General features: G+C 67.9%; 17 protein-coding genes and 9 pseudogenes. 13 read left to right on the top strand and 13 right to left on the bottom strand.

Annotation, left to right across the window (positions count from 1 at the left end):
- Positions 1–24 precede the first annotated feature (24 nt).
- The 6 genes and pseudogenes from AC4BEG_RS28975 to AC4BEG_RS29000 all read left to right on the top strand — a co-directional run bounded on the left by AC4BEG_RS28975 (position 25) and on the right by AC4BEG_RS29000 (position 6,762).
- Positions 25–483: a DUF6507 family protein gene (locus AC4BEG_RS28975; protein WP_490702662.1), complete on the top strand. Its 459-nt coding sequence runs from the start codon at positions 25–27 to the stop codon at positions 481–483.
- Positions 476–3,274: a hypothetical protein gene (locus AC4BEG_RS28980; RefSeq protein WP_490702663.1), complete on the top strand. Its 2,799-nt coding sequence runs from the start codon at positions 476–478 to the stop codon at positions 3,272–3,274. Before AC4BEG_RS28975 ends, AC4BEG_RS28980 begins: the two co-directional genes overlap by 8 nt.
- Positions 3,271–4,143, top strand: coding sequence for an immunity 49 family protein (locus AC4BEG_RS28985; protein ID WP_490702664.1), 873 nt, complete (start codon positions 3,271–3,273; stop codon positions 4,141–4,143). Before AC4BEG_RS28980 ends, AC4BEG_RS28985 begins: the two co-directional genes overlap by 4 nt.
- Before the next feature lie 157 nt (positions 4,144–4,300).
- Positions 4,301–4,572, top strand: a pseudogene (locus AC4BEG_RS28990) (hypothetical protein); the annotation flags it as partial.
- The gene (locus tag AC4BEG_RS28995) at positions 4,569–5,993 is read left to right on the top strand and encodes a DUF6177 family protein (RefSeq protein WP_490702665.1); all 1,425 of its coding nucleotides are present in this window, start codon (positions 4,569–4,571) and stop codon (positions 5,991–5,993) included. The pseudogene AC4BEG_RS28990 and the gene AC4BEG_RS28995, both read left to right, overlap by 4 nt.
- A 379-nt stretch (positions 5,994–6,372) precedes the next feature.
- Entirely contained in the window at positions 6,373–6,762 is a 390-nt protein-coding gene (locus AC4BEG_RS29000; RefSeq protein ID WP_490702666.1) for a hypothetical protein, read from the top strand.
- Here AC4BEG_RS29000 and AC4BEG_RS29005 read toward each other — a convergent pair.
- The 3 genes and pseudogenes from AC4BEG_RS29005 to AC4BEG_RS29015 form a co-directional block, all read right to left on the bottom strand.
- Positions 6,734–7,894 carry a formylglycine-generating enzyme family protein gene (locus tag AC4BEG_RS29005; RefSeq protein ID WP_490707241.1) on the bottom strand — a complete coding sequence of 387 codons (1,161 nt, stop codon included), beginning with the start codon at positions 7,892–7,894 and terminating at the stop codon, positions 6,734–6,736. The two genes, AC4BEG_RS29000 and AC4BEG_RS29005, sit on opposite strands and share 29 nt — an antisense overlap.
- A gap of 500 nt (positions 7,895–8,394) precedes the next feature.
- Positions 8,395–8,844: pseudogene (locus tag AC4BEG_RS29010) on the bottom strand (NACHT domain-containing protein); the annotation flags it as partial.
- Positions 8,845–8,913: 69 nt separating this feature from the next.
- Complete coding sequence (locus tag AC4BEG_RS29015; protein ID WP_490702667.1) at positions 8,914–9,501, bottom strand: hypothetical protein; 588 nt, start codon at positions 9,499–9,501, stop codon at positions 8,914–8,916.
- 240 nt (positions 9,502–9,741) lie between these two features.
- On the opposite strand from AC4BEG_RS29015, the pseudogene AC4BEG_RS29020 reads away from it, so the two are divergent.
- The 3 genes and pseudogenes from AC4BEG_RS29020 to AC4BEG_RS29030 form a co-directional block, all read left to right on the top strand.
- A pseudogene (locus tag AC4BEG_RS29020) lies at positions 9,742–10,685 on the top strand (integrase core domain-containing protein).
- 112 nt (positions 10,686–10,797) lie between these two features.
- Positions 10,798–10,953, top strand: a complete 156-nt coding sequence (locus AC4BEG_RS29025) for a hypothetical protein (RefSeq protein ID WP_490702668.1) — start codon at positions 10,798–10,800, stop codon at positions 10,951–10,953.
- Positions 10,954–11,034: 81 nt separating this feature from the next.
- Positions 11,035–11,253 (top strand): annotated as a pseudogene (locus AC4BEG_RS29030) (Tn3 family transposase); the annotation flags it as partial.
- Positions 11,254–11,665: 412 nt separating this feature from the next.
- On the opposite strand, the gene AC4BEG_RS29035 reads toward AC4BEG_RS29030, so the two are convergent.
- From AC4BEG_RS29035 to AC4BEG_RS29045, 3 genes are read right to left on the bottom strand one after another with little or no spacing between them, the layout of a single operon-like run.
- Positions 11,666–12,775 carry a M20/M25/M40 family metallo-hydrolase gene (locus AC4BEG_RS29035; protein ID WP_490702669.1) on the bottom strand — a complete coding sequence of 370 codons (1,110 nt, stop codon included), beginning with the start codon at positions 12,773–12,775 and terminating at the stop codon, positions 11,666–11,668.
- Complete coding sequence (menC, locus tag AC4BEG_RS29040) at positions 12,772–13,881, bottom strand: o-succinylbenzoate synthase (protein ID WP_490702670.1); 1,110 nt, start codon at positions 13,879–13,881, stop codon at positions 12,772–12,774. Before menC ends, AC4BEG_RS29035 begins: the two co-directional genes overlap by 4 nt.
- Complete coding sequence (locus AC4BEG_RS29045; protein ID WP_490702671.1) at positions 13,878–14,660, bottom strand: GNAT family N-acetyltransferase; 783 nt, start codon at positions 14,658–14,660, stop codon at positions 13,878–13,880. The genes menC and AC4BEG_RS29045 overlap by 4 nt, the downstream gene beginning before the upstream one ends.
- A gap of 101 nt (positions 14,661–14,761) precedes the next feature.
- Here AC4BEG_RS29045 and AC4BEG_RS29050 point away from each other — a divergent pair, with 101 nt between their 5' ends.
- From AC4BEG_RS29050 to AC4BEG_RS29065, 4 genes and pseudogenes are all read left to right on the top strand, one after another.
- Positions 14,762–16,438, top strand: coding sequence for a PucR family transcriptional regulator (locus AC4BEG_RS29050; protein ID WP_490702672.1), 1,677 nt, complete (start codon positions 14,762–14,764; stop codon positions 16,436–16,438).
- An 838-nt stretch (positions 16,439–17,276) separates the two neighbouring features.
- On the top strand, positions 17,277–18,698 hold the full coding sequence (locus AC4BEG_RS29055) for an amino acid permease (protein WP_490702673.1): 1,422 nt from the start codon (positions 17,277–17,279) through the stop codon (positions 18,696–18,698).
- Positions 18,699–18,939: 241 nt separating this feature from the next.
- A pseudogene (locus AC4BEG_RS29060) lies at positions 18,940–19,058 on the top strand (amino acid ABC transporter ATP-binding protein); the annotation flags it as partial.
- Positions 19,059–19,523: 465 nt separating this feature from the next.
- Positions 19,524–20,366, top strand: coding sequence for an IS5 family transposase (locus tag AC4BEG_RS29065; RefSeq protein ID WP_490707242.1), 843 nt, complete (start codon positions 19,524–19,526; stop codon positions 20,364–20,366).
- Positions 20,367–20,373: 7 nt separating this feature from the next.
- On the opposite strand, the pseudogene AC4BEG_RS29070 reads toward AC4BEG_RS29065, so the two are convergent.
- From AC4BEG_RS29070 to AC4BEG_RS29100, 7 genes and pseudogenes are all read right to left on the bottom strand, one after another.
- Positions 20,374–20,676: pseudogene (locus tag AC4BEG_RS29070) on the bottom strand (SDR family oxidoreductase); the annotation flags it as partial.
- Between the two features lie 439 nt (positions 20,677–21,115).
- Positions 21,116–22,096: pseudogene (locus AC4BEG_RS29075) on the bottom strand (ATP-binding protein); the annotation flags it as partial.
- A gap of 169 nt (positions 22,097–22,265) precedes the next feature.
- Positions 22,266–22,535: pseudogene (locus AC4BEG_RS29080) on the bottom strand (FtsX-like permease family protein); the annotation flags it as partial.
- Positions 22,536–22,865: 330 nt separating this feature from the next.
- Positions 22,866–23,078, bottom strand: a pseudogene (locus AC4BEG_RS29085) (transposase); the annotation flags it as partial.
- A gap of 353 nt (positions 23,079–23,431) precedes the next feature.
- Positions 23,432–24,178, bottom strand: a complete 747-nt coding sequence (locus tag AC4BEG_RS29090) for a sulfite exporter TauE/SafE family protein (RefSeq protein ID WP_490702674.1) — start codon at positions 24,176–24,178, stop codon at positions 23,432–23,434.
- A complete protein-coding gene (locus AC4BEG_RS29095) occupies positions 24,175–24,468 on the bottom strand; it encodes a rhodanese-like domain-containing protein (protein WP_490702675.1) in 294 nt (97 codons plus the stop codon). The genes AC4BEG_RS29090 and AC4BEG_RS29095 overlap by 4 nt, the downstream gene beginning before the upstream one ends.
- Positions 24,469–24,508: 40 nt before the next feature.
- The gene (locus tag AC4BEG_RS29100) at positions 24,509–25,867 is read right to left on the bottom strand and encodes a rhodanese-like domain-containing protein (RefSeq protein WP_490702676.1); all 1,359 of its coding nucleotides are present in this window, start codon (positions 25,865–25,867) and stop codon (positions 24,509–24,511) included.
- Positions 25,868–25,942 lie beyond the last annotated feature (75 nt).

Here is a 25,942-nt window from a genome sequence, read left to right on the forward strand (position 1 = left end):
CACGGGTACAGGAGGGGGATGTAGGTGACGCGCTGGGACATCGACCCGGCCGGGGTCGCGTTCACGCTGTCGTTGACCAAGGACGGCGCGGAGAAGATGAAGGACGCCGTCGAGACGCTGGTGAAGGATGTGCTGAGCGCGGCCGGTTCCGCCGGTACGGTCGTCGAGGGCACCACATACACGCCTGCCCCGGCGATCGGCCCGGTGGCAGACGGGACGTCACGGACCGGCCCCATGGGTCCGATCGGCCAGGCGCTGGGTCAGTATCTGCAAAGTCGGCAGGCGCCCATGCGGTTCATGGCGACCCGGACCGCGAACGCGATCAACGGTGCGGCCTCAGCCACCAACGCCTATACGCAAGGGCAGTTGCAGCAGGCCGCCGACTGCCAGGCCTCGGCCATCGCCGCAGCCAAGGTCCAAGACGCCCAGAGCCGGATCGGGAAGCAGGTCCAGGACCAGACACGGGGAGACTTCGGTGGCTGAGCAGCCCGTAGACCCCGAGGCGATACCCGAATTCACCGGCAACCTCGAACAACTGGAGCTCGACGTCACCGCCCTGTCCACGGACGCGATCTCGGTGTGGACTGCCGGTAACCAGATCGACAGCACCTTCAAAGGCCTGTCCGCGCACTACGACGCGCCGGAAGCGGAGCAACTGTTCACCACCACCGCACCGGTGGCCGCCAAGGCCGACAAGCTGAGCGGTGAGCTGGAATCGATCTCCAAGGCCCTGAGCGACTACGCGGCCGAAGTCCGCCCCCTGGCAGAGAAGCTGAAACGGCTCAAGGCAGATGCGGCCGCGTTCAAGACCCAGATCGCCGGGGACGAGGACTGGAACGAGGACGGCGACAAGACCGAGGAGAACAACGCCCGCCTCGCCGAAGTGAACGCAGCCTTCATCGCGTTCCGACAGGCCGAACAGACCTGCGCGAACAAGATCTTCGCGCTGTTCAGTGACTTCCGCTACGTCACCGACGACGGCTCGCACCCGAAGAACGCCTACGCCCTCAAGGACGGGGCTTTCGACGGCTCCGAAACACCCTGGGGCAAGCCGGTCGAAGAGTCCCTGGAGTGGTGGGAAGTCCACCGCATGGGCAAACGATTCCTCTGGGACGGCTTCATCATCGACGGAGTCGGAGGCTTCTTCAAAGGCCTCTACACCCTCGCCGGCGGGAACGGCTCGGACGCGGCCGACAAGGCGTGGGGACAGCTCGGAGACGCCCTCGGCGGCGTCAGCGCCTACATCATGACCCCCTACAACGAGATCCTGGACTGGACGTTCGGGGAACCGGAAGACAACTCCGACGAAGAACGCCAAAAGAAGGCGCTTCGGGACTTCGGCAAAGGAATCATCGCCTACGACCAGTGGGGCAAGAACAACTACCGCGCCGCCGGCGCCGCCTCGTTCAACGTCCTGACCTTCCTCAACGGCGTGGGAGCCGCTTCCAACGCGCCCAAGATCATCTCGGTGACCGGCAAGGCCGCCCGTGCCGTGGACCCGGCCACCTACATCGCCAAGGCCGGCAAGTACACCACCGTCAAAGTCCGCGAAGTGATGGGCAACATTCGCGGCGTGGGCAACGGCTCCTACGTAGAACTCGTCGACGGCACCCGGTACCGCATTCCGGACCGGCCCGAAGCGGTCTTCGACGAGGTGAAGTTCCCGCCGGAGAAGTACGTGGCGGCCCTCGACACCAAGGGCAACCCCGTTTACCTCAGTAGTGAGAACGGGGCTCTCTACAACGCGGACGGCACCGTCAAGACAGGTGACGACCTGCGCCACGAATGGTCGGCTGACAATCGCGCTCGTCTGGCCGCAGAGAATTCAGCGGTGCGTGAGCCCGCAGGCGTCGGAGGCCGCACCAACGAGGCGGGCGTCCATCCCGTCGAGGGGGCTCGTGAGCGTGAGGCAACAACGGCGAGCCAGGCCCCACCCAATGGTGGGAGAAGAGGCCCCCTTGCGCCCCCCGGAGGCCCAGGCGGCGGTGGTTTCGATGATCTAGGCCGTGACACTGGGGACTCGTCTCACAGCCGCTCAGGTGACGATGGCGCTGGACAGGACGATTCCGGTGTATCCGCCGAAAATGAGTCGACGCCCCACGGAAGGCATGCTGACGAGCATCCAGGCAGCGGTGACGGAACCGCAGAACGGGAACTCACCCCTGCAGAGCGGAAACGGATCCAGGACGAGCACGTCTGGAAGGCCGGCACTGGCGGCCATGCCGAAACCCCGACAACGGGTGGCGGCCGCGACCTGCCCGGCAGCTCTGCCGCCGACAACGACCCCGGCAGCGCCGGCCACCCTGATCCTCCAGGTGACGGCACGGTCCCGCCGCAGCGTGATCCTGCGCCGCGTCCCAGCTTCATGCGCGAGGGCGACAACCCATACGGTCCTCGTGGCTCCCTCACCCAGGAGCAGATCGAGGAGATCCAGGTCTACCGTGCCAACCACGAACCCGGGTACTTCGAGGACTACTACAAGGGCGGCGACCACTTCGGCGACCGTAAGAACCTGGAACTCACGGACGAGAGCGGGTTCACTCCGCCTCAGCTGACCCGGCTGTTGGACGACGGCCCGTTGATCCGGGCCAAGGACACTCCTGCGCCTCCCGCGCCGCATTACCTCGACGACGATTACATCCGTATGGGTGCGGACAGCGTCACGAACCCATCCCGACTCAACATTCTCCACGAAGCCGCGCAGGACCGCCATTTCGCCATTCAGTGGGACAAGCTCGTCGAGAACTGGAAGGCGGAGGCCGGTAACACGCACAACGCCCACGCCACTCTCGAATCAGGAGGACTCTGGGGTGAGGCCAAGGGGGCTTACAAAGAAGCCCACGCGCAGATGGGGGACCTAGCCGAGAAATTTGGCGAGAAGGCGGCCGAGCACCACTTTATTGCTGAGCACTACCCGGACTTCGACAAACAGACCCTCCTCGGCCCGAAGAACGGCAATGACCAGTTCGACCAGGTATGGAAGCACGAGGACGGTCGAATTGTCGTCATCGAGGCCAAGAGCGGCACTGGTACTCGTCTCGGTCCTCGCACTCTCCCGAACGGTAGAAGGGTCTCCCAGGGAAGCAGGGAGTACTTCTTCGACATTATTCGCATGATGAAAAAGCGCGGCGAGGTCGGGATTGTGAGAGACCTGGAGAAGGCTCTGGTCGACGGGAAGCTAGAATATGTCGTCGTCAAGGGGGAGAGGAACGCAGGGGCGTACACTGGCCTCCAATATCGGCGCTTCGATATCAGCAAGGGGACTCTTCCGTGACCGTAAATATCTCCCGGCATGGCCTGTCGGCAGGACCTGACGCCGAGCAGCTCGCGGAGCGGCTGAGCGCACACTTGATCGAGGGCATCGACGGTCTTGAGGACTCCGTCGGCGCCTCGGGCTTGATCGACTCCCATTTCGACACCGGACTCCTGGTATTGCGCGCTCGCTGTGTCGTGGATCCGCGAGCAGCGGCGGTGGAGACATGGGAGGCCGCGGTCAATGCGATGCAGCTGGGCTCGGCATTGTTCGCCGTGACGGGGGCGAGCGAGGGGTACGTCGAGTGCCGTATCAATCGGAAGGTGCGGACGCTTCCAGCCGTCGGCCCGATGTCAACTGCGGATGCGGGAAACTGGCTGACGACATTCTGGCTGGCCGTCATTTGCCGTGATCAGCGGCGGATGACGCAGCTGTGCGAGATCCCGCTGGAGCGGCTGCGTTCGCCCGACGGGCAGTACGACGAGTACATCTACCACTGGGTGGACACCCTGCAGACGTACTGGATGCGGCGGCCGGGGCTGGTGGAGAAGCTCACCGCCACATTCCAGGCGTCGGATCCAGCAGTGGCACGTGTCGCCCCGCGAGATCTGCTAGATGGCTTGCTCTATCCGCCGATCAACCTCTTCTACCACTTCGTGCGCAAGGACGAGGAAGGCTTCAGTCCGGCCTTGGTGGAGGCGCTGAAGCTGCACAAGACATACTGGACCCTGAACGAGGAACGGGAAGCGGACATCGACGGCAGCATCGCCCTGGGCCCTCTCGCAATCGCCTGCCTCGCTTACGACGGAGAACTCCCGATCGAGGTCGAGTCGGAGTACCTGCCCAAGCACCTCTTGCAGCACGGATGGCTGGGCGAGTTCCCCACGTGAGGCACCTGGCATAGTGAAGGTAGCTCGGCACAAAAGCTCAGCGTCTGATGAGTAGTCATACACCAGCCCCCGGTCTAGGAACTTCTCAAGGCGGTCTCGTTCCTGCCTGTGCAGCGAATGCGTCCAGAGCCCTCCACCGATCGCTCTCCGGCACGCTCCCTACCTCTCCGCGGTCCCCGACGTCGGTCTGCACTTCGTCCTGGCCCGCCGCGTCGCAGGCTCGGGCCGGGCCTCTACGAACCCCTCCTGCAAACCCTGCGCGAATCCGGCACCTCTGCCTTGGTGATGAACGGCGAACGCGCTGAAGGCCCATTCTTCCCCGGCCTGTATCCCGCCCCGCAGCCACCAGGCCGCGGCACCCTGGCCGACCGAGGCGGCCGACACCAACTCATCCACACCGCCCTCGCCCAGAAGGATCGCCCCTTGTGACCAAGGACCTCATCGCGCTCACCGAGAAGATGCCCGACCCGACGGCGATCCTGATGGGCCTGTACGCCGGGGGCCCCGACCTGGGTCTGCAGTCGGCCCACGAGGGCGCGGTCATCCGCCTCACCACGTCCGAGGCTCGCCCGTTGATGACGATCGAGGCCCCGATCTTCATCCAGGTCGAAGGCGAAGTGGCCCGCCTCCTCGGCACCGACACCCCCGTGCCTGAAGGCCCGGTGTGGTGGACCGAGGCCCGTGCCTCCCCTGCCATCCCCGAAGCCGAACGCCTCGCCGCAAGCTTCGCCGGCCGCCTCAACGCCCTGTGCGGCGGAACCACATGGCCCCCGGACACCGCCACCCTCGACCCAGTCGAGCTGACCAGCGACACCACGGCTCTCCGCACACCCGACGACGCCCTCCCCGCAGTCGACGTCCTCACGGAGAAGGCGGCGGTGGTCCTGACCGAACGCCCCCGTGTGGCTTTGACGATCTGGCTCGCTGACATCTTGCGCACCTGCATCGCCACCGACCGCGCTCTGCAGATCGTCACCCCACCCACCAGCCGCCTGACCCTCCCCCTCCGCACAGCACTCGTCGGCCACCCCAACCGCTGGGTCGTCCAAGACGACGGATGCGGCTACTACGACGGCCTCTCCGGAGCCGTCCTGCGCTGGCAGGACGGAGCCTTCACCCCCGTCCACGCAGAAGACGGAACAACGCCGGCAGCGAAACCCTTCACGGATGCGCGCCCCACCGGGGAACGCCAACTGATCTGCACCTTCCGCACCCGCTACACCCCCGACAGGGACCTGACTCTCGGCACCGCGCTCGAAACTGCCTGGAAGATCCTCACGGGCAAACCACCGGCCGGCTGGAGCACTGCCGAACCCATCAACAACCCATGGTCCTCTCGGCAGTTGACAGAGCTGGCCCGGGACCGTGCGCCCCAGCCCACCTGGCTCACCGCAGTTGGCCACCCTGACCGCCCCGCCATGGCCACCATCCACATCACCCGCACCACAGCAGGCGTGGAGGAAGATATCACCCTCACGGTGGGCTACGGCTCAGACGAGACCCCGCCCCTGGATGCCCTGGAGAATCTGGCGACCGCGCTGACCCTCGAGCACTCGGCGACGACGCTGCTGGCGTGCCTGCGCCCGGCCCGTCACGACCTCACCACATCGCCACACCTCGAAGCACCAACCATCCCCGTGGCGTTTTCCCTCGGCGTGCACGAGACGGCGAAGATCGGCCTGTCCCACGCCCTACACCCGCCTCTCGATCTCCGGCCCCGGCAGCTCGGCAGAGCACGACGGGCGGCCGTCCACTATCCGCTCGGTGACGGCAGGGACGCCGCTGTCTGGGCCACGTTCCAGCAGCTCGTGCGACACCTCAAGACTCCTTCGGCCGAGGGCAGGAGATAGGCGGTAGCCGATGCGAATCCGTTGCTCTATCAAGTGCGCCTGACGGCAGCCATCAGTGGCTGACCGGGTGGCCTGCTGATGCGGACCATGGCGACAGCGCACCGTGTCGCTGTGATGCACGAGGCCGGTGCGAGGTCTGCGGGCGGTGACCGCCATGCACGGTCTCCTCTGTTGCCACAACGAGGTGCAGGAGAGCCAGCGTAGGGCGTAGGTCTGACAACAGGAGTTCGAGGCGATCAGCATGTTCGGTGACAGGGCGTCAGTTGTTTAGATCGGTCAGGGGGCGGCGGCCTCGGAGCGAGGTGAGGACGAGGCGGCCATAGCGGGTGGTGAGGAGTGCGGCGGTGGCGGCGAGGGCGCCGGTGGTTGCGGTGAGGAGGTGCCAGGGGTTCTGGTCGCCGAGGACTTGGAGTGCGCCCAGGGCGGTGCCGAGGGGGAGGCCGAGGATGGTGAGGATGCCGAGGGCGCCGCTGATCTGCTGGTTTTCCTGGGTCTGGATGAGCCGGTTGTGGTCGGCTGCTTCGGCGAGGATTTCGGTGAAGCGGTCGGAGAGGCGGTATTGGTGCTGGTAGGCGATGAGGAGGTCGTTGGCGGTGCTGTGGGTGGTGAGGTGCTGGCGCCAGTAGGTGCTGCTGAAGTGGGCGATCCGGCGTTCGAGGTCGGCGAGGCGGTTGGCTTCGCCGGGGCCGGTGAAGACCTGGGCGAGGTCTTCGGTGAGGTGGTCGATGTGGTGCGCTGGATCATGCCGAACAGGAGGGCGTCGAGGTAGATGCTGCGCATGTGGAGTTCGGCGTAGCCGTAGAACGGGTCGTTGGGCCCGTGGTCGCGGCGGTGGCCGATGAAGGCGGCGCCCTGGCGGAGGACAAGGGCGCTCCAGTCGGCTGAGATGCGCAGGGCGCCGGCTGTGAGTTGGGGGACGGTGGCGGGGTCGGGTGGGTAGTCGTCGGTGTTGGTGCGGGAGGCGAGTGCCCAGAGCCATTGCTGGGTGGTGGGCCATCGGCGGTGGTCCCGGCCCAGATTGAGGCGAGGCAGGGACCGTCGGCCAGGGGTGAGCAGGGCTTGGCGCTGGCCTGGACGGCGCGCAGAGGGTTGTCGAACGCGCCGCCGCAGATGACGGCCTCGTCCGGATTGTTGACGCTGGTGGAGGTCCACTCCCAGACGTTGCCGACCATGTCGGCGATCCCGTAGGGGGAACGGTTGGCGGGACGGGCGTCGACCGGGGTGACCCAGGCTTGGCCCAGGCCGCCGCGGTCGAATTCTTCTTTGCATGCCTGGTAGGTGACCAGGGGGCGGCCGGCCCAGGTTTCGGCGCAGTTCACCGCTTGGAGGTCGGGGGTGTCGCCCCAGGGGAAGAGGCGGCCGTCGGTGCCGCGGGCGGCGGCTTCCCATTCCAGGGAGGTGGGCAGGCGTTTGCCTTCGAAGGCGGCGAAGGCGTACGCGGCCCACCAGCTGACGCAGATGGCCGGGTGGTCGTCGAAGCGGGGTCGTCGTAGTAGTCCGGGGCACGCAGCCGCTCGGTCCAGGGGGCGTGGGTGGTGCCGGGCGGCTGGTCGGGGTGGTCCCAGGTTGAGGTTCCGTCGGGGCGCAGGGCCTGGAGGAAGGGGCGGTAGCGGGCGACGGTGACCGGGTGGCGGTCGAATCGGATGGGGTGGTGGACGCGGCGCAGCAGCAGCCGTTCGGCTGGGCCGACGAGGTGCACCCCGGGGTGGAGCACGCAGTCCTCTGCCGGGGCGGGATGCGAGGGGAGGGCGGGGTGTGCGGCGAGGAAGGAACGGACTTGTTCGGTTAAGTAGGGGCCTGAGGGCAAGCCGACCGCCTGTTCGCGGCCGTCCGGGGTGCTGAGGTAACGGGCGGCGAGCAGCTCCTGGTAGGCGGAGTGGATGAAGGCCAGTGCCTGGGATCCGGCGGGGCGGAACAGCGGGATCAGGCGAAAGTTATCGGGAGTGATCCGGCCGCCGTCGAAGGCTTGCGGTCCGAGCACGTTGTGCAATTCGAGCAGGGGGAAGACCGTGCGGTCTTCCAGGAAGGCCTGGCCGCACGTATCAGCGAGGGACGGGGAGAGGTGCGTCAGTCCGGCGTCGGCGAGGACGTGGTCGATATGGGTGCCGATCAACTCAGCAACCGTTGGGGTCCCCGCGATGTCTAAGGTGTTCTGGAGGCGTCGTGCCAGCGGCGTGGCCAGGACGGCGGCGCCGGTATCCGAGGCGGGCTCGCGGTCGGTCGGTGCGTCCGTCAGGCGCAGCATGCTGAAGCGGGGGACGCGCTGGGGATCCACGCCGTTGGCGTACATCTGCTCGACCAGTTGCTCGGATATCGCGCTGGAGCAGTCGAGCAGGCGCCGGATCTGCGGAGAATCGGCCAGGAAGGAGACACGGGAGCTGAGCACGACGCAGGACTCGGCCGACAGCGCCGAGGCCAGGTCCGCGAACAAACGCAGGAATCCCTCGGGGCTGGGCTCGTCCACGGCCTCGTCGACGGCATCCAGGACACACAAGGCTGAACCGGAGCGGATCAGGTACAGGAACAGGTCGAAGGCGCGCGCCCGTTCGCCCGGCACACAGGGCGCCAGCATGCGGGCCACGTATTCGGCAAAGGCCTCGTCCTTGGGCTTCAAGCTGAGGTCGAAGTAGAAACGGAAACGGCGCGCCGTAGCGGGAGTCTCATTGACCAGGGCGCGCAGCAGGGTGCTTTTGCCGCTTCCCGGCTTGCCGATGACCAGGACGTTGGCCGACTCCTGCATGAGCCGGGCCAGGAGTGGTTCAGCATCTTCCACATCGGTGATGCGGGATTCGCCGGTGCGCGGGTCACTGGTGAGCAGGGCACCGGGTAAGGGCTGACGCTCGCACGGCATCTCCGGTGCGGCCGTGGCGCAGGAGGCCAAGTGGGTCTGAAGGTCGACGATGGTGTCGATGAACCCTTCCTAGCCCACGATCCGGTAATCCTGCCCCAGCAGTGGGCGGACCTGGTCCACCGCATCGTCGAGGATGACGAACCGGGTGAGCTTGGGCAGCCGGGTCTTGAGCAGTTCACCGCCGTTGGTCTCCAGCACGTTGCGCAGTTCGGCGGCATCCTTGGACAGCAGGAGTTCGACGTACTCCAGGCGCACGCCGGATTGGCGGCAGAACAGCTGGTAGACGGTCTCGGTGGAGAGAACGAAGCGCTTGGATACCCGGTAGCCCAGCGTCAGGTAAAGGCCGGCGAGGAACTCCACCCGGCGCGCGACTTCAGGTTGCATCCGCGGGTCGTCCCCGGTCAGGGCGGGACTGGCAGTGCTGGTGAACCAGGCCAGCACATCGACCAGGCGGCGCACCGCGAACAGGCCGTCTTCTTCGGCGATCTCGTAGCCGTCGTGGGTGGAGCGATTGCGTAGGCGCTGGATGTCGGTGAGAGCGTTGAGGACTGTTGCGCTGCGGATGTGCGGGCGGCAGCCCTTGATCAGCTCACTGAGCATGCGACCGGACGGGTCACCGGCCACCTCATGGTGTGCGGGTGCCGATAAATCATCCATGCAGGTGGGGGCTTGATCAGTAATCTTTGGCTCTGTTTGGGCTCGCTTTGGTGTCTTCACGTGCACAGGGCATCGGCGGCATCATGAGGTGTCGTGCTGCTGCGCTTGGCCTACCTCGCCGCGACGAACACCCTGGCGTTCCTGCGCCTTCTGCCGATGAGCGACAGAGACAAGGACCTCGAGATCCTTGTGCTTCGGCACCAACTACTGGTCCTATAGCGCCAGGTTGGCAAGCCGACCATCAACGACAGTGATCGCGCTGTCTTCGCCGGCCTGCTCCACCACCTCCCCCGAAACAGGCTGCGGCACCTTCTGCTGTTGGTCCGCCCCGACACGGTGTTGCGCTGGCATCGGGAACTGCTCAGGCGACGCCATGCCGCGGCCTGTATGCCCAAGCGACGCGGTCGCCCACGCACCATCCGATCGATCCGCGCCCTGGTCCTACGCCTGGCCAGGGAGAACGCCTCATGGGGATACCGCCGGATCCACGGCGAGCTCGCGGCGCTGGGTATCAAGGTCGCCGCCTCCACCGTCTGGGAGATTCTTCGCGAGCATGGCATCCCACCCGCACCCGAACGGCAGAACACGACTTGGGCCAGCTTCCTCCGCAGCCAGGCCAAGGCCCTTCTCGCCTGCGATCTCTTCGAAGTCCGCACGCTGACCGGAGCGCGCCTGTACGTCTTTGCCGTCATCGAGCACACCACCAGGCGCATCCGGATCCTCGGCGCCACCGCGCACCCCACCGGGGAGTGGATCGTGCAGCTCGGACGCAACCTCCTGATGGACCTTGAGGACGCGGGCAGCAGGGCGAAGTTCCTGATCCGCTACCGCGACTCGAAGTTCACCGACGCCTTCGACGCCCTGATGATCGACGGCGGCCTCAAGATCGTCACTACCGGCATTCGGATTCCGCGGATGAACTCCCTCATGGAGCGCTGGATACAGACCTGTCGCACTGAACTCCTGGACCGGACCCTGATCTGGAACCAGAGCCACCTCCTCCACGCCCTGCGCGAGTACGAGGCCTTCTACAACGAACACCGCCCGCATAGAGCGCTGCAACAAGCCGCTAATGTTGCCCGCTAACCACACCCATCACGCAACAAGCCCGACTCGCTCACCTGGAAGTCCGCAGACGAGACCGACTCGGCGGAACCCTCCACCAGTACCAGCATGCTGCCTGAACTGCACGGATGATTTATCGGCACCCACAGCGTCGAGCAACTCCGGGACCAGCAGCGAAGCCACCCGCCGCGGCCGGCCACGCAACCGCTCGACGACTCACCCAGCAGCGTCGTGCGCACACTCACCGCCCAACTCGCTGAGCTCAAGCGACGGCACTGCGACGAGGTCCAAGCCCTGCGGCAGGCTCTCGAAGCCGCCCAGAGCGAGAACCTCGAACTGCGACGCCGCCTCGGCCCCCGTCTCACAGCCCGCTCCGAGACCCCCTGACACCGATCGCTCACGGACAGGACCGCAAGCGGTCTACCTGCATAAACGACGTCCGTTCACCCGTTTGCCCCGGATACCTCCTGGAACACCCGCTACCTTGACGCCGCCGTCGCTCAGCTCCGCACCGAGGGCCACTTACGGACGAGGACATCACCAGGCTGTCGCCGCTCAAGGACCGGCACATCAACTTTCATTCTGGGCCGCTACCAGTTCAACATCACCGCCAGCGGGCCCGGCCGCGGACTGCGGCCGCTGCGTGACCCGGAGGCCGGGGACGATAACCACGGCGAAGCGGAATAGGCGAGTGACGGCGGCGGTGCAGAGCCGGGGGCGAAGGTGCTGTCGTTGGTGGCGGCGATGTGCGCGGGGGCGAACAGTATCGACGACGCCGACCGGCTGCGGCACGGGGGGCCTGCTGGGCTGTCCACTGTGCGTCGGATGTGCGGTCACCCCGGCGACGTGGAGGCGACGCATACCGTGCTCGAGGAAGACCAGCGCGTAGACCCGGCGAAAATCCATCAGGCCGATGTGCAGGAAGTCGCAGGCGATGATCGCCTCGGCCTCCCATCCGCCCTGATGGGAGGCGTGCGCACGGTGTACCGGAGGTCGACCGGCGCAGCTGCCCGAACGGGCGTTCTCGCGAGGCCGGCGCTCACAGCGGTGAGAGGATCGAGGGTGCTGCTGCGACGCCTCAGGCGGTGACGGCGTCCCGTCAGGCCGGGCGGAGCAGGCGGGCGGCGAGGCCGGCGACCAGGGCGGCCCGGCGGGGCATTTCGACGATGAGCGCGTACTCGCCCTCGGCGTGCGCGTGGGCGCCGACCGCGCCCAGGCCGTCCAGGGTGGGGATGCCGATACCGGAGGTGAAGTTGCCGTCAGAGGCGCCGCCGACGCTGACCGCGTGGAGGTCGCCGAGACCGAGGTCTGCGGCGGTGGCGCGGGCGAGGTCCAGCAGGGGGGCGGCTTGGGCTGCTTCCATCGGCGGTCGGTTGGGGCTGCCCTCCACCCGTACCTGAGCGCCGGGAAGCACCGGGGTGAGCGTGATCATCCGCGTGTGCAGGGCGTCCTGTTCGGCCTGGGTGGTGGCGCGGGCGTCCACATGGAAGCATGCCTCGGCCGGCACGGTATTGGTCGTGGTGCCCGCGGCGGCGAGCGTCGGCGTGACGGTGACGCCACTGGAGCTGAACGAGGCGACGGTGCGCGCCTGTTCGGCCAGCTCCAGCAACGCGTTCACGCCCTTCTCGGGCTCCAGGCCGGCGTGCGCGGCCCGCCCCGAGACCCTTACCACGTACAGGCTGACGCCCTTGCGTCCGGTCTTGAGCGCGCCGTCCGCGCTCGCCTCCAGCACCAGCACCGCCCCGGCACGGGCGGCGGCCTTCTCGATCAGCGGCCGGGAGACGGGCGAGCCGATCTCCTCGTCGGTGGTCAGCAGCATGCCGCAGCTCGCCGGGGCGCCGAGCGCCGCCATCGCGTACAGGCCCTGCACGACCCCGGCCTTCATGTCGAAGACGCCCGGGCACGAGAGCGTGGTCTCGGTGCGCCATGGTTGCGGCCAGCGGGCCAGGGTGCCGACCGGCCACACCGTGTCGAGGTGACCAAGCAGCAGCACACCGCCCGGATCCGGCTCCCAGTACAGCGCGGGCCGGTCCTGCTCGCTGATCCACTGAGGGGCGCGCCCGAGGAGGCGGCTGCCGATCCCGGCGGTGTGCTCCGCGGCTTCGGTGAGCCGGCCGACGTCGTCGGAGGGCGACTCGATCAGGCACAGTTCGAGGACGTCCCGCGCCATCTCCTCGGTATGCGCGATGAGTTCATCGAGCAGGGTCATGGCTTCACCACCTGAGTGGAGACGGTGAATTGCTCCAGCACTTCGGGGATCGGCGCGATGCCGATGCCGGGGCCGGTAGGGATCTCGATGCGGCCGTCGGCGCTCATCGTGATCGGCTCGGTGAGGTCCTGGTCGAAGTAGCGGGCGGAGGCCGAGATGTCCGAGGGAAGAGTGAAGCCCGGCAGGCCGCCGAGCGCGAGGTTGGCCGCGCGGCCGACGCCGGTCTCCAGCATGCCACCCGCCCAGACGGGGAGCCCGGCTGCTGCGCAGACGTCGTGCACGCGTCGCGCCTCCAGGTAGCCACCGACCCTGCCGGGCTTGATGTTGATGATCGCGCAGGCGCCGGTACGGATCGCCTCGTGTGCGGCCTGTGCTGAGACGATCGACTCATCGAGGCAGATCGGGGTCCGGGCGACCCGGGCGAGCTCAGCGTGGCCCGCTACGTCCTCCTCATCAAACGGCTGCTCGATCAGCAGCAGTCCGAACTCGTCGAGCTGGGCGAGGTGGTGGGCGTCGGCACGGGTGTAGGCGGAGTTGGCGTCCACTTGGAGGAGGATGTCTCCGCCGAAGTGTTCGCGTACCGCGGCGACCGGCGCGAGGTCCCAGCCGGGAGCGATCTTGAGCTTGATGCGGCGGTACCCGGCGTCCAGGTAGCCCGCCACCGCCTCCAGCAGCGCGGGTATCTCGTCGTAGATGCTGACGGAGACACCGCAGTCGACGTGCGTTGCGGTCGCTCCCAGGTGGTGGCTGAGCGCAACCCCGGCGGCCTTCAGCTGAGCGTCGAGTACGGCCGTCTCGACCGCTGCCTTGGCCATGCGGTGCCCGCGCACCGGCTCCAGCAGCGAAGCCACCAGATCGGCATGGACGCGCTCGGCGGCGAACAGCCGGGGCAGCAGATGGTCCGCGACAACGCGGTGCGCGCCGTCGGTGTACTCGCTGGAGTACAGCGGGTCGGCGCCTGCCACGCACTCGGCCCAGCCCTCGGACTGGTCGGTGAGGACGCGTACCAGCAGCACGTCCCGCTGCGTCTGTGTGCTGAAGGAGGTACGAAAGGGGGACACCAGCGGGATGGCGATCCGCCGCAGTTCGACAGCTTCGATGTTCATCGGGTTCCTTCGGTCGGGGGAGCGGTGAGGACATAGGTGCCGTCCCCGTCGGCTCCCGTCCATCGGTGTCCGGACAGCAGCAAGGGCTCCATCGCTTCGCGCAGGGCGAGCCGCCAGTCCAGGACCAGGGACGCGTCATCCAGCGGTGCGGCCGGGACACGCAGTCGCACGTCCTCGCCGGGCCGGTGGGCCGCGGTACGCCGCACCGGCTGCCCCGCCTCGCCGATGTCCAGCACCGGACTGCCAAGTGAGGCGGGGCAGGGTGCACGGCCGGGCCCGGCCTCCGTCAGGTCCCAGTGCACCAGGACCCGGTCGGTCGGCATGTGGCGATTGAGGGCGTCGTCCATCTCGCCGTAAAAGTCTGAGTAGTACGCGACACCTGTGGCGCCGAGCCGGGCCAGGTTGAAGCAGGCGTTGTGGACCCGCAGCGGGTCGAAGGTCCACACGATCCGCTTGATGCTGCGCCCCAGACACCAGTTGCGCTGGCTGAGTTTGAGCGCCCGGCCCACTCCCGTACCGCGCCACGCTTCGCCGACGCCCACCACATGCGAGTGCAGCAGAGGTCCGTCGGCGTCGGAGCCGAGGAAGCCCACCGCCACCCCTGCGAGCCGGCCGTCGACGAAACCACCGAGGACCTGTCCCCCGGAGTGACTCAGAGCCCGTATGAAGGAGAACGGCACCGGCGGTATCTCCGTCTGCCACACCTCGGAGATCAGGGCTGTCGCCGCCAGCATCTCCTCGACGCCGGCCAGCTCCCGTACGTCCACGTTCACGACCATGGTCGCAGCATGCCGCAGTCCGGCATCCGGCCTTTTGTGCTGAGCATCAAACTTCGGGCTTGAGGATGGACGTCTGCAACAATCCAACTAGGGTTTGGTGCATGGAACAGGCCCTCACTCTGAACCGCCTCGTCCGCGACATCGGCCGGCCGCTGCTGCGGCTCGCCGTCGACCCGGACGGCGCGGACCGGCCCATCACCGGGGTGGCCATCCATGACCCGGCCGACGCGGGTGGGATGGCGGCGGGCTGCTTGGTGCTGTGTGTGGGAGTGTGCTCGGGACGGGATCTACTCGCCCTCGGGCGCGCCGCCCTGCGTGCTGGTGCGCGCGGGCTCGCGGTGAAAGGGCCCACCCCGGCCGAGGCCGCCGACTGCCCGGTGCCGATTGTCGAGGTCAACCGTGACGCTTCCTGGATGCATGTCGCGACGATGGTGCGCCAGCGGCTTCAGGACCACGCACGGGCGCAATGGGAACCGGCGGGTGCCACCAGCGACCTGTTCGCGCTGGCCAACACGATCAGCACGATGATCCATGCCCCAGTCACCATCGAGGACGCGGCCTCGGCGGTCCTGGCCTGGTCAGCGGGCCAGGACGAGGCCGACGAGTCGCGGGTGGAGACGATCCTGGGCCGCGAGGTAAGCCCGGAACGACTGCGCAGGCTCGCGGACCACGGCGTCTTTGAGCGCCTGCGCGCCTCTACCGCGCCGGTGTACGTCGAATCGTACGAACCCGCCATGCTGCCCCGCGTGGCTGTTGCCATACGGGCCGACGCCGAGATCCTCGGATACGTCTGGGCGGTGGTCAGCGGCCCGCTGCCGAAGGAGCACACCCGCTGGCTCGAACTCTTCGCGCCGGTCGTTGCCCTGCATCTGGCCAACACCCGCTCCGACAGCTCGCTCTGGGCCCGGGAGCAGCGCCGCGAGTTGGCCACGTCCGTGCTGGCCGGGGGGCCGGCCGGGGTCAGCGCGGCCCGCGAGCTGCGGCTGGACAACAGGCCCCTGTGCATGCTCGCCGTGGGCCTGCGCCCGCGGAGCGCCGCCCCGGACACGGCTTCGGAGGCCACCTTTGTCGAGGACGCCGGCGCCGCTGCCAACCTGCGCCGGCTTGAGGACGTCCTGACGCTCTACCTCACCGCCGTGCACCCCTCCGCGGTGGCTGTGCGGGGAGTCCACGCCGTGTACGTGCTGGCTGCATGGCCCAAGCTGGGCCCGGACGAGGGCCTGGCGGCGGCCCGCTCGATGGCCGCGGACTTCCTCGCGCGGTCGCCCACCGGAGCCGGCGCGGGCTATCTCGCCGCCGTCGCCGGGCCCGCGACCGAGCCAGGCCGCGTCCCCGCCGTGCGAGTCCAGGCCGATGCGGTACTCCGCGCACTACGCCAGGCCGGGGGCGCGGCGCCCGCCGTGGCCACCCTCGACGAGATGGCGCTCCCCGTGATGCTCCAGCATCTCGGTGACATCGCTCAGTCGCTCGGCTTGCCGCCGGCCACCGGTCCGCTGCGTCGCCTTGCCGCGCACGACGGCCCCGACGGCGTCCTCACCGAGACCCTCGCCGTTTTCCTGGCCGCGGGGTCCGTGACCGACGACGCCGCGGCACGGCTACAGGTCCACGTCAACACGCTGCGCTACCGGCTGCGTCGGATCCGGGAGGTATCCGGACTGGACTTTCAAGACGCCGACCAGATGCTGCTGGTCCAGCTGCAGATGCGGCTGCGCGAGGCGACCGCCCGATCCACCGCCTTCGACGCAGACGACAAATCACGTAACGCGATTTCGTTGTGAGGCACAAGACGCACCTTCCAGGGACCCGCAGACTTACCCAACAACCCGCGTGACCCGCCGTCGGCGCCCTGCCGGTGGCTGTTCACGTCTCCGTCCGCGCACGCCATCCTGGAGGTGCTGAGCATGCAGGCCCAAGATGTACTGATCAGAGGGCGAGCGGTCGCTGACGGGAGCGGCTCCGAGCCGGTCCCCCGCGGACGGAACGCGGCTGTCGAGGCCCCTGGGGAGGATCTCCGTCGACGACGTGCCGGTGCACGACGTGTCCGGGCTCGTGGTCGCGCCCAAATTCATCGATGTGCACGCGCACGCCGACAACGCCCCGCTGCTCGACGAGGACGACACCAGCACGATCTCGCAGCGCATTACCACTGAGGTGACAGCAGCTGCGGCATCTCGCTGGTTTCCGTCCGGCCTCACTCCGCCGAGGCGTTCACCTCCGCCAGCCGGCTCCTTTCCCGCCGATGGACTTCACCTGGTCCGGGACAAGTCCGTCGCCGTCACGGACGCCCGCGGCTACGTCCCACCATCGCCCCCAGGTCGGACCACCGCGCGCTGGGCTTCGGCGATGACCCGGCGCCCGTCTTCCTGGAGCCAGGCAGGACCGCTCTCAATTCCAGCATGAACTTCGCTACCGGTGGCGGCGCCTTCGCAGGGGCGAACCTGGCGACTTCACCGGAACTGATCACCGAAGCGGTACGGCGGACGGCCACCGCACTCGCCTGACCTCTGAGCGACGCAGCGCGCGCTCAAAGAACTCTTCGCAGGAAAGCCCCCTGAAGTGAGTCAGCCCTGTTCTGGCGACAGGGCTGAACAGGCATGGAACGAAAGGTTCACCGTCATGAGCTCGGTACAAACCGATCAGCACCACGGCGGCAGTCACGCCGTGGAGCCCGCGCCCGACGAGGGCTACAGTCGCGGGCTCGGTGCCCGCCATGTTCAAATGATCGCCATCGGCGGCGCCATCGGCACCGGCCTCTTCTACGGCTCGAGCGCGGGCATCGCGGACATCGGCCCCAGCCTGATCGCGTGTTACGCCGCCGCCGGCATCGTGATCTTCTTCATCATGCGGGCCCTGGGCGAACTCCTCACCTACCGGCCCACCTCGGGCAGTTTCGCGGACTACGCCCGCGAGTTCTGCAGTCCTTTCGCAGGCTTCGTCACCGGCTGGTCCTACTGGGCCGCGTGGGTCGCCGCGTGCATGGCCGAAGTGACCGCCGCAGGGCACTACATCCAGTATTGGTGGCCCGCAGTGCCGGTCTGGGCCACGGCCGCGGTGGCACTGGCCGTGCTCTTCGTCGCAAACCTGGTCTCGGTCAAGCTCTTCGGAGAGCTGGAGTTCTGGTTCGCCGCTATCAAGGTCGTGGCCATCATCGCGCTGATCGTGATTGGCGTCGGCATCCTCACCTTCGGCTTCTCCTCCGTCGGAGACACCGCCTCCGTCTCCCACCTGTGGGCCGACGGCGGCTTCGCACCGAGCGGAGCCTGGCATTCCCTGCTCGCCATCCAGGGCGTCGTCTTCGCCTACACGGGCATCGAGCTCGTCGGCCTCACCGCCGGCGAGGCTGAGAACCCCAGGCAGACTCTGCGGAAGGCGATCAACACCGTCCCGGTCCGCATCGCCTTCTTCTACGTCGGCACGCTGATCATCCTGCTGTCGGTCTTGAGCTGGACCACATACACCCCGGGGGTCAGCCCCTTCGTCGAGGTCTTCGCCAAGGTCGGCATCCCCGGCGCCGCCGCCATCATGAACTTCGTCGTTCTCACCGCCGCCCTGTCCTCCTGCAACTCCGGCATCTATTCGGCGGGCCGGATGCTGCGCGGGCTGTCCCTCAAGGGTGAGGCCCCGAGCGCTATGAAGAGACTCAGTGGCCGCCAGCTCCCACTGTCCGCGATCGTGCTGTCCACCCTGCTCATGGGCGTCGGTGTCATCGTCAACATCGTCTCCCCGGACAAGGCGTTCGTCTACATCACCTCGGTGAGCACCTGCGCGTGCCTGTGGACCTGGTCCGTGATCCTCGCCGCGCACCTGCGCTACCGGGCCAAGGTCCGCGCTGGGGTCCTGCCCGCCTCCGACTTCCGGATGCCCGGTGCCCCGTTCACCAACTGGATCGCCTTCCTCGCCCTCGGCTTCGTGGTCGTGTTGATGGCCACCAACGCCGACACCCGCCTCGGTCTGTATGTCTGGGCGGTCTGGTTCACGCTGCTCAGCGTCGGCTACCGGATCTCCCGGCGCGTCCCCGAACCCCGGTCCGGGGCCTGACCATTCCAGGAAGATCAAGAGAGGCGCAGATACGAGCGAGATCCCGAGCAAGCGTGCGGCGATGGAGGAGCGCAGCGATGAAAAACTCAGTACCGGGGCAGGTTCCCCGTCCGACTGGCCGCGCCGACCATTGCCGCATTGGCATTGTCCGTGACTGCCTGCGGAAGTGGGGCCGAGGGCGGTGATGGGAAGGTGCACGGTATGGGGCTGGTGCCTCCTGGAAAGCTCACCATCTGCGCACACTCACGAAATGGCTTTCGCGAGAGAGGTGGCAGAGCGAGTCTTCTCCATGGACGGCGGTGTCATTGTCGAGCAGGGGGCTGAACGGACCACGTGATCGGCGATCCGCAACAGGAGCGCTTATGAACAGCTCGCTGCGTGCCGTCTTCGACGTCTTCGTCGTTGAAGTGGGCAGCGTCGAGGGCTCGTAGAGGACACCCGGTGCGGTCGTGTCATCGACGCAGGGCGGGGAGCTATGCGAGTTCAGCGGGTGCGAGTTCCGGACTCGGATCGGGTGTCGTACACCGTGGAGGCGTACGCGCACGACCTGCGGGACTTCTTCGAGTGGCCGGGCAACGCGACGCCGACTTCCGGCGCCTGGGCCTGGAGGATCTCGCGGAGTTCTTCGCCTGGCTGCAGCGGTCGCGCCTCGCACGTCAGCCCGGCGTGTACCAGTCTGCCTGGTATGCCGCCCGCGGTCGGCAACACCACGCTCGTACTAAGAAGTCACGCATATAGGCGGTGGGCGGGTGCTGGCTGCCAGACGAGACAGGCGCAGGTTCCGTGATCATGGAGTTGCGAGCGCTCTGCGATCACGGGAGACCTGTGCCTGCGCTGCCATCATGGCTGACCGAACCGCTATGGGACCAATTCGCTGCCCTGCTGCCGCAGCGGTCCGAGTTCGATCCGGCCCACCCATTGGGTTGCCACCGACGCCGGATCAGCGACAGGATCGTGTTCGACAAGTTGCTGCAAGTCCTTCGCTTCGGCTGCTCCTACGAGGCGATCGCGGACTCCACCTGCTCAGCCACCACGATCCGCAACCGCCGCGACGAGTGGATACGCCTGGGATTGTTCGCCCAGCTGAAGCAGATCGCGCTCGATGCCTATGACCGCATCGTCGGTCTCATCCTCGATCAGATCGCCGTGGACGGAGCCATCACCAAGGCCCCCGGTGGCGGGGAAGCGGCCGGACGCTCACCGGTCGACCGGGGCAAGCAGGGAATGAAGCGTTCGGGCATGACCGACGGCTACGGCATCCCACTCGGCCGCGTCCTCGCCGGTGCCAACTGCCACGACTCGCCGCTCCTGGCTCCAACTCTCGGTCTACTGAATAAACTTGGGTCACTGCCCGACGAGATCACCGTTCACCTCGACGCCGGTTATGACTCGGCCACGTCGCGCGCCGTGCTCGGTGAACGGGGACTGCATGGTCAGATCGCGCACAAGGGGACCAGGGCACCGGTCCAGGCCACCCGGCGATGGCATGTCGAACGCACCCACGCCTGGCAGAACGCCTTCCACCGACTGGCACGCTGCTACGAACGACGAGGCAGCGTCATCGAAGCCTTCTTCGACCTCACCGACACGATCGTCACCATCCGTAGCCTCATCCGCCGTGCATGGACGACGCACCGCTGGCAGACCCGCCCTCACCGCAGACCGTGAACTGCGCTTACACAGGCTGGCCGATCGGCCTGACGATCACCGTGTTGATATCGACACCGCTCGGCTGCTCGATGGCCCACACGATCGTCTTACCCAACTGATCCGCGGAGAGGAAATCGCGATCCGGCAGCCCGCCAGGTGCGTTGTCGAAGAAGTTCGTCCTCGTCGCTCCTGGCGAGACGAGGGTGACGCCGATGCCATCGGCGGTCACCATCCTCCTGGTGTTCTCCGCGATGCCGGTGACGGCCCACTTCGTCGCGCCGTAAATGTTGCCCGGCGTGTAGATGTGGCCGGCCACGCTGCCAACGAGCCAGCCGGACTCTGCCGGTGGCGGTTTCACCTCGCAGGAGCGCCAGCCATCCGTCGCTCCACAGGGCCTTGGCCCTGGCCGGGCTCGGTCGGTGGTCCAGCGCGAGGGCCTGGCGGAGCCAATGGCGTTCCTCGTCCAGGTTGCCCGCGCTCAGTACGTAGCTCCACAACGAGGTGAGCAGTTGCAGGCCGGCGCGCGCCTCGTCGGGGACGCTCAGGCAGAAGTCCAAAGCCGCACGGATGTTGCCGTGCTCGCTACACAACCGCCTGTACCAGGCGTCCTGGCGAGGACCGAACCAGTCGGCCTCCGCATGGGCTGCCAGCTGCCGGTAGTAGTCGAGGTGGCGGCGGCGCAACGCGGTCTTCTCGCCCTCCTGACGCAGACGTCCCCGCCCGTACTGGCGTATGGTCTCCAGCATGCGGTAGCGCGCAGTGTCGTGGTATTCCTCCCGGGTCAGGATCGACTTGTCCACCAGCCCGGTGATCAGTTCCAGGACATGGCCGTCGGCGTGGTTCTCTTCGCCGCAGATGGCTTCCGCCGCTTCAAGGTCGAAACCGCCGCAGAACACCGAGAGTCGGTCCCATCCTTGCTGCTCGTCGGCCGTACACAGCCCGTAGCTCCAGTCGATCGCCGCGCGAAGGGTCTGCTGGCGCTTCGGCGCGGCCCGGCTGCCCCGGTTCAGCAGAGCGAAATGGTCGTCGAGGCGGTCGAGGATCTGCTGCGGGCACAGCACCCGCATCCGGGCCGCGGCCAGCTCGATCGCCAGCGGGATCCCGTCCAGCCGCTGACAGATACGGGCGATGACGCGATGGTTGTCCTCGTTGAGCGCGAAACCACCGATCATCGCTGAGGCCCGGTCCACGAACAGCTGCACCGCCTCATAGCGCGCCGTCATCTCCATGGACAGCGGTTGGCGGGCATCGGGAGACCTCAGCGGCGGCACGGTCATCAGGCGCTCGCCGTCAACCCTCAGGGCCTGCCGGCTGGTCGCGAGTACCCGCAGGCCCGGCGCCACGGCCAGCAGCATTCGGGTCAGCGCCGCACAGTCGTCGAGGAGATGCTCGCAGTTGTCCAGCACCAGCAGCAGCCGCTGGTCCGCGAGGTGATCGGCCAGCACGGACTGCGGTGGCCGCCCTGCGCACTGATCGCGCCCCAACGCCGCCAGCACCGTCTGGGCGAGCAGGGCGCCGTCACCAACCGCGCTCAGATCCACCACCCAGACCCCGCCGGGGAAAGATCGCCGCACCTCACCGGCGACTCTGAGGGCCAGCCGAGTCTTGCCAATACCGCCGGCGCCGGTCAACGTCAGCAGCCTCGTCCGAGCCAGTAACCGCCGGGCCTCAGCCACCTCGTGCCGTCGCCTCACGAAGTTCGTCACCTCAGCCGGTATGTACCCGCTACCGCGTCTAGAACCTGCCATGACCCCGTCCTGTCCCCCGGACTCTCCGTGCTCGATCACAAACGAGGCGCATGCGACCGGCCGCGTTGTTCCCTTCGAGGAATGCCTGCATTCCCCGGCTTGTGCCCAGCCGGCACGCACCCTCCCCGGGGGAGGGTGCGTGGGCCAGCCGTCAGGCCCAGACAGCGGGCTATTCGGTCTTGATTGCGGTGAGCATGTTCATCCGGGCCGCTCGGCGGGCGGGCCAGAGGGCGGCCAGGACGCCGATGGTCGCGGCGAGGGTGAGGAAGAGGCCCATGCGCCCCCAGGGCAGGACCAGTTCGTATGTGGAGTGGCGGTTGCTGATCAGTTCGCCGGCGGCCCAGCCGAAGAAGACGCCCAGGCCGATGCCGAGCACTCCGCCGAAGAGGGAGATCACCAGGGACTCCAGGCGCACCATCTGCTTGATGCCGTGGCGGTCGGACAAGGCGCCTTCCCCAGCCGGAGGGATGGGGGGTGCCTCTATGTCTTTCGTCAAGCGAGGCGTGGGGTTCGGGGTTCGTAGAGGGTGCCGTCGCGGAGCATGGCGAACAGCACGCTGATGCGGTGGCGGGCGAGGCGGAGGAGGGCTTGTGGGCGGGTTCTTCAGCCGTCGGCCGGCTGTCAGCAGGCGGTATCTGCTGGTCTGTCCAGCTCTTCCATGAGTTCGGATCCGGTCGGGCCCTGGTGGGCGGGGTGGTCGGGGAGGTCAGGCCGCGTCGGGTGGGGCGTGAACGGTGGTGAACAGCTGTGTTCATGCGTGCTGTCAGGGTCATTGCTTTGGCAGGTGCAGGGTGAGACGGCGGGCGGAGCGGGCGATTCTGGCAGGGATGTGGATGAGGTGAGTGCGCAAGGTGGCGGTGGTGGCCTTGGCGTGGAAGACCGAGGCCAGGGTGCCCGCGGCCCGCAACAGGTTGTAGGAGATCGCCCACAGAATCAGCCAGGCGGCGTTGGCGTTGAACTTCCCCGAGGGCAGGTGGGCCAGGTTGCGTGACAAGCGCAACGGCCCGCCGTACCCGAAGTCACGAACTCACAGAGCCTGACAGTGCGTCAGGCAAGCACACTCATAGACACGCTCCTGACCAGCGACGAAGGGAATCTGCGACTGGAGTACTGGACAGACTGCGGGAGATCGGGACGGCTCGCGCAAGATAAGGCTCAAGGGATCCAGCAGGGGAAGCTGCAGGCATTGCCGCAGGGGATGCCGCGGGACCGCGATATCTCGTCTGTGGGGATGTCCTTGTACGCGTAGGCTCCGGCGGCATGGCCGCCGACGGCCGCGGGGGCCCGGGGGAGTTGCCATGGGTGTGACGTGTCCTGTGCTGGTTGGGAGAGGGTTCAGGTCAGTGCGCCGGCGAGCATGAGGGCTGCGACGGCCAGCAGGGCGATGGCGAAGGTTCTTTGCAGGACGGGTTCGGGGAGCCTGTCCGCCCAGCGTTTGCCGTCCCAGGCGCCGAGGATGGCGGCCGCGGTGAAGGGGCCGACCACGGCCCAGGGAATCATTCCGGCATGGCCGAGTCGGGGGATAACGGCGGCCACGGCGTTGGCGCTGATCACCAGCAGGCTCGTGCCGATCGCCTCGGCCATGGGGAAGGCGAGGACGGAGATCAGGGCCGGGACGGCCAGGAAGCCGCCGCCGACGCCGAGCAGACCGGTCACCGCGCCGAGCCCCGCGCCTGCGGCGGCCGACCGGACCGGGCTGGCCGCCTGTACGGGTGCGGTGGCGTGCCGGGGGGTCATCATGCGCCAGGCAGCCAGGCCCGCGAGGACGGCGAAGGCCGTGGTGAGGATCCGGCTCGGTAGGGCCGAGGACAGGGCCCCGGCGGCGGCCGCGGCCGGCAGCCCGGCGGCGGCGAACAGAGCTCCGGACCGCCACCGCACCCTCCCGGCGTCCGCGTGGGTGAGCAGCCCGGTCAGGGAGGTGACGGCGACGATGAGCAGGCTGGCGGTGGTGGCCCGGGCGGGGCTGAAGCCGAGCAGGTAGATCAGGGCGGGGACGGTGAGCATGCTGCCGCCCCCGCCCAGTGTGCCCAAGGCCAGGCCGACGGCTCCGCCGGCGACGAGGGCGAGGATGAGGGAGGTCATGCGACCTTTCCGTTCTCGCCTTGTGGGTTGCGGACCGGCAGTCCGGCCTGGGCCCATGCCTGCATGCCGCCGTCAACGTTGAGGGCTTCGATGCCGCGTGCGATGAGGAGTTCGGCGGCTTTCTGGGAGCGGTTGCCGGAGCGGCAGATGGCCAGCACCGGGCGACCCTTGACCGCTTCGGGCAGTAGTGCGGTCTCCTCGCGCACGTCGAGCAGGACCGCCTCGCCTGCCTGGGTGCGGGTGTGGGCCTCGGCCGGGGATATTCGCCCGGGCCGTGGGGTGGCAGCCATGGTCTTCCTCCAAATCGACCAGAAGTGATGCCGCGTTGACTCAGCTGGTCACGACGAGGCCGTGGGTGGAGGCTTTGCTGAAGCTGTCGTCGACGGCGACGACGTTGCGGCCTGCCGCGTCCAGGAGGGAGGCGGCGATGGCGGCCCGCGTGCCTGCGGCGCAGTGCACCCACACGGTTGTGTCGGGGATCTCGCGCATGCGGCCTGGCAGCTCGTGCAGCGGGATGTGGACGGATCCGCTGATCCAGCCTCCGGCGCGTTCGGAGGTACGCCGCACGTCCAGAATCAGCAGGTCCTCGCCGCGGGCGCGGGACTTGGCCAGGTCGGCGAAGGCGGCGCGGGGAAAGGAACGCACGGTCGCGGGGTCGAGGGCCCACTCGTCGGGCGTGCCGGTGGCGGCCGCTGTGGGGCGGTCGATGCCTACCCGGACCAGTTCGCGCTGGGCCTTTGCGATCTGCTCCGGACTCTCGCCGAGCAGGGTGACCGGCCTGCCCCAGGGGATGAGCCAGGCCAGGTAGGTGGCCAGCTGCCCGTCGGCCTCGAAGTTGTAGGTGCCGGCGACGTGGCCGTCGGCGAAGGCGATCCGGCTGCGCAGGTCGACCACCCACTCCCCGGCGGCCAGGCGTGCGGCGATCTCGGCGGCGCTTGCCCGCGTCGGCTCGGTCAGGTCCGCCGGGGCGGGTCCGGTGGCGTTGGCTGGGCCCATGTGCGTGTAGTAGGCGGGGACGTCGTCCAGCCCGGCCAGCAGCTCTGCCACGAAGGTGTCGGCGTCCTTGACAAGGGCGTCGTTGCGCGCCTTCTCCGCGCCGATGGTGGAGGCGTCACCTTCGGCCTGCGTGGAGGAGCAGAAGCTGCCGAAGCCGTGGGTGGGCAGCACCCGTACATCGTCGGGGAGTTGGGCCAGGCGGTGCGCGGAGGTGTGCTGGGCGCGGGCGAGTTGCTCGGTCAGCCTGGGCTCGACCAGGTCGGGCCGCCCGACGCTGCCGATCAGCAGCGATCCGCCGGTGAAGGCGGCGACCGGCGAGCCGTCGGCCTCCACGATGTAGGAGGTGTGGTGCGGGGTGTGCCCCGGGGTGGCCATGGCCCGCAGTACCAGGCCGTCCTCCAGGTCGAACCTGTCGCCGTCGGCTACGGGCACGCGGGCGAACGCCACGTTCGCGTCGGCGGGCACCAGGTAGCGGGCACCGGTGATCCGCGCCAGCTCCAGGCCGCCGGAGACGTAGTCGTTGTGCAGGTGCGTCTCCGCGACGTGGGTGATGCGCACCTGGTGCCGGCCTGCCGCGGCGAGCACCTGCTCGATATCACGCGGCGGGTCGACCGCGATCGCGGCGGCGGACCCGCCGACGAGATAGCTGCGGTTCCCCAGCCCGGCTATGGCCAAGGTCTCGATGAAGTACACGCGTCCTCCAAAACCAGGAGAAATTACTCATGGAGTGATGTGCTCGAAGACAGACCCGGAGCGGTTTCGGGATGA

The organism is Streptomyces sp. JLBJ103, from assembly GCF_058215575.1.

Coding starts and splice junctions, on each gene's coding strand:
- AC4BEG_RS29050 (WP_490702672.1), top strand. CDS start 14,762: ATGGAACAGGCCCTCACTCTGAACCGCCTCGTCCGCGACATCGGCCGG.
- AC4BEG_RS29090 (WP_490702674.1), bottom strand. CDS start 24,178: ATGACCTCCCTCATCCTCGCCCTCGTCGCCGGCGGAGCCGTCGGCCTG.
- AC4BEG_RS29095 (WP_490702675.1), bottom strand. CDS start 24,468: ATGGCTGCCACCCCACGGCCCGGGCGAATATCCCCGGCCGAGGCCCAC.
- AC4BEG_RS29055 (WP_490702673.1), top strand. CDS start 17,277: ATGAGCTCGGTACAAACCGATCAGCACCACGGCGGCAGTCACGCCGTG.
- menC (WP_490702670.1), bottom strand. CDS start 13,881: ATGAACATCGAAGCTGTCGAACTGCGGCGGATCGCCATCCCGCTGGTG.
- AC4BEG_RS29045 (WP_490702671.1), bottom strand. CDS start 14,660: ATGGTCGTGAACGTGGACGTACGGGAGCTGGCCGGCGTCGAGGAGATG.
- AC4BEG_RS29015 (WP_490702667.1), bottom strand. CDS start 9,501: ATGGATGATTTATCGGCACCCGCACACCATGAGGTGGCCGGTGACCCG.
- AC4BEG_RS29035 (WP_490702669.1), bottom strand. CDS start 12,775: ATGACCCTGCTCGATGAACTCATCGCGCATACCGAGGAGATGGCGCGG.